Source organism: Anaeromassilibacillus sp. Marseille-P3371, from assembly GCF_900169665.1.
GTDB lineage: Bacteria > Bacillota > Clostridia > Oscillospirales > Acutalibacteraceae > Anaeromassilibacillus.
This window is the reverse complement of the sequence record NZ_LT835157.1, coordinates 675,908-679,749: the sequence shown is the minus strand read 5'-3', so window position 1 is coordinate 679,749 and position 3,842 is coordinate 675,908. Positions and strand designations below refer to the sequence as shown.

Here is a 3,842-nt window from a genome sequence, read left to right as displayed (position 1 = left end):
TACACGATGCCGAATGAGAGTGCGAGCCTGCGCTTTACCTTTACGAAGGTGGACAAGGACATCTTGAAGATTGTCCTGGATGAGGCGAACAACGTTTCACAGGAGGACATTGACCGGCTGGTGCCGGAAGTGCGGGAACTCTTTGTGAATGCCCGGACCAACGCACAGGAGGTCTACGACGATCCGGCCGCAACCCAGGAAGAGGTCAACAAGGCCTGGGACGAGCTGCTGGAAGCGATGCACCTGTTGGAATTCGAGGAAGGCGACAAGGAAGTGCTGCTGCCGCTGATTGAAATCGCAGAGCAGTTGGCGGAGAAACTGGATGCATTCAAGCCGAGCAGCACGGAGGGCTTTGAGGAAGCGCTGAATGAGGCAAAGGACGTCTATGCCGAGGAGAACCCGCTGAAGGCGGAAGTGGACAAGGCATATGAGAACTTGCAGAAGGCGATTGAAAATCTGAAATACCGTGCAGACCTGTCGGTGCTCCAGACCGTGGTCGATGAAGCAAGGAGTCTGGATATGGACAGCTATATCCAGGACGAGGCATTCCAGACCTTTAATGGAGTGCTGGAAGATGCAGAGACGATGCTTGGGAATCCGGAAGCTGGACAGGAAGAAGTGGATGCAATGGCGCAGAAGCTTGCGGAAGCAATGGCAGCCCTGCGGAAGATCCCAAGCAGAGAAGAATTGCAGAAGCTCATCGAAGAGACAGAAGCGATCGACTTGAACGGCTATACGGACCGCAGTGTGGCAAACCTGGAGGCGGCGCTACAGGTAGCAAAGGCCGTCGCTGGAGATGAAACCGCGGACAAGGAGACGATCGCAAAGGTATATGTGAACCTGGAAGCAGCTGTAGCAAGTTTGGAGAAGGCGGAGACGCCGAAGCCCAACCCGAAGCCGAACAACAAGGGAGGGAAGGGAAGCAGTTCTGTGAATGCCTCCAACTCCTATGGGGCGGCAGGCGTCGTTTCTGCGGCACAGAACGTCTCGACCCAGAAGGCACATGTGGTGAGCGACACGACAGTAAACTTCACGCTCAAGAGAGGCAGCGCATACTGCTTCAAGATGACGGTGGTAAATGGAAACAACCAGACGCCGAGCTTTACAGTAGGCAACGACAGCGTTCTCAAGACGCAGTTTGTGGCGAGGGTTGGAAACGATTACTACTACAGAGTCTATGCAACCGGCACACCGGGCCAGAGCACGGGCGTCTACACGACCCTGCCGGGTCAGAATGCAGTGAAACACTGCACGGTGACCATTGGTTGATGTCGGATACTTGTGAAAGACATAAGTGATTCGATCAAGCAACCACTGGTGGAAGAGAGCCTGTGTAGGAAACGCGAAGGCGCGAAAGGCACTGTGCATCCACCGGGCCAGAGCGTGGGCGTCTACACGACTCTGCCGGGGCAGAATGCGGTAAAACACTGTACGGTGACCATTGGTTGAATACCGGATACCAGCGAAGGGTGTAAACCATTCGATCCAGCAATCGCTGATGGAGGAGAGCCAGCGTAGGAAACGCCGGAGGCGCGAAAGGCGCTGTGCGTCCATCGGACTAGGGCACGGGCACCTATACAACACTGCTGGGTCAGAATGCGGTGAAACACTGCACGGTGACCATTGGTTGATGTCGGATACCAGCGAAGGGTGTAAGCCATTCGATCCAGCAATCGCTGATGGAGGAGAGCCTGCGTGGGAAACGCCGTAGGCGCGAAAGGCGCTGTGCGTCCACCGGGCCAGAGCACAGGCGTCTACACGACACTGCCGGGGCAGAAAAGCAGTCAAACACTGCACAGTTACAATTGGCTGAGTACCAAATCTGTTCTGAACAACGAGAAGGTAAACTACATTCGATCGAATCCAGTAACCAATAGTAAAGAGTTTCGTAGGCAATACCCTAGGCACGAAAGACGTTGTGCGTGCACCGTGACAGAACACAGGTGTTGACACAACCTTGCCTGGTCAGAATGTGGTGAAACACTGTACAGTGACCATTGGTTGAATGCCGAATAATTTGTGGAAAGCATAAGTGATTCGATCCAGCAATCGCTGATGGAGGGGAGCCAGCGTAGGAAATGCCTAAGGCGCAAAAGACGCTGTGCGTCCACCGTGCTAGAATACAGGCGTCTACACGACCCTTCCGGACCAGAAAGTGGTGAAACACGTGGCATAAGGGTTCGGAAAAAAGAATATGGGATGTCTCTGGCGGATAGCTTTTCTACATGCAAATGTATGTCCTAATCGCATGTAGATGATTTGCCTCTCATGGGAACGAATTCCTAGGAAAGCCAAAGCAGAGATATTCCACCCATATGACCCAGCAGGAGCATTCGCAAACGAGAAAGTGAAAACTCCCTGCTGGGCCAAACTTTATCTAGGTATTGGGATGTATCATATGATGACCATATAATGCAGTAATGGTTAGGCGGATAAGGGTAAACTCTTGGGGATAGTATAAAGTTTGTTTTCACCAAGGAAAAACAGAAATAATCCTTAAATACCGGAATCGCGTTGTACAAAGAGTGAAAGAAATCTGTAACTAATCAAGTACCCGGCGATTGATGGCATGAAACTCCTGTAGGGAAACGCCTAAGGCGCGAAGACGCTGAATGCCCACCATTGATAGATGAACACCGGAAGCGTGTTGAGGAAAGAATAAAAGTAGTTGGTATCCAAATTAAGCTCCTAACAACCGATAGCATGGAGCTTCCATAATCGACGCCTATGGTGTGAAAAGCTCTGTGTGTCCGCACTATTCAAAAGATATGAAATTGTTCGCATTCAACCAAACTAACTGCCAATGGCTAGAGACTTCCGTGAATATCCCTTTGAGCTTCAGTCTAAATAAAAACACAAAGGCATGCTCATCCGAGTCTGCTGGGATGAATACTCTCTTGTGTTGTATTTGTGAGAGCTTTCTTTCATCAGGCTAATAAGAAACAATTGTTCACGGATCTCTTTACGTTTCTTAATTTACTTCATTTTATAAGACAAAGGCGTTTGAGCGAAACAAGCAAAATCCTATATTGGAATATTTGATAACATTTCCCTCTCATTGATGCCGATTATACAACTCCCGTTTTTCAGATGATGAATTGATCAAGGCCGTCATGCCTGTAGAATCTAAAAGTGTAAAACTTTGCTATGATTACAAATTGGCACATATTTATCCACATAATTTTCCCTATCGTTCCCCATACAATAATCCACATTGAAAAACAGGAGGAACCCCCATCCCAAAATTTTGGGATGGGGGTTCCTCCTTATATTTTCATCATTCTCTTGGAAGGAGAGCTTAAACGCATATTGATTGGTATAGCTTTCACTCCATCAAGTAAACAACTCTTATCCCACGATTGCTCAGATCCATCGGATCTTCATCTGCAGGAAGTCCCTAAATCAACTTAAGCAATGGTTACCGTGCAATGTAGTTTTGCATTCTGGCCCGGAAGGGTGGTGTAAACACCTGTGCTCTGGCCCGGTGTGCCAACTGCATACACTCTGTAGTAGTAGTCATTGCCGATCTGGGATACAAACTGCGTCTTCAGAACGCTTCCGTTGCCCACTGTGAAGCTCGGCGCCAGTCCATTTCCATTGACCACAGTCATCTTGAAGGTGTACATGCTTCCTCTGTTCAGCGTGATGGCATTTGCCGCATCGCTGCGCACACTTGCCGCTGCACTCTGGCTTGCGGAAACTACACCCGCTGCTCCATATGTGTTGCTTACATTTCTCGATGTGGAGCCGCTCTTCTTCGCTGTCGTCGTCTTTGTCTCCAGGTTCTGGATGCTTGCTTCCAGTGCTTCTACGGCACTCTTGACCTCTTCTTCGGTCGCTGC

Annotated in this window: 2 protein-coding genes and 1 pseudogene; 2 read left to right on the top strand and 1 reads right to left on the bottom strand. The window is 49.7% G+C overall.

Annotated elements, in window-relative coordinates; all coding sequences use genetic code 11:
- Positions 1-1,269, top strand: a pseudogene (locus B9Y59_RS01995) (FIVAR domain-containing protein); the annotation flags it as partial.
- Between the two features lie 12 nt (positions 1,270-1,281).
- The gene (locus B9Y59_RS15620; protein ID WP_158088917.1) at positions 1,282-1,449 is read left to right on the top strand and encodes a hypothetical protein; all 168 of its coding nucleotides are present in this window, start codon (positions 1,282-1,284) and stop codon (positions 1,447-1,449) included.
- A 1,958-nt stretch (positions 1,450-3,407) separates the two neighbouring features.
- Here the strand turns inward: B9Y59_RS15620 and B9Y59_RS15615 are convergent.
- The coding region (locus B9Y59_RS15615; protein WP_158088916.1) for a hypothetical protein at positions 3,408-3,842 on the bottom strand (435 nt) is incomplete at its 5' end.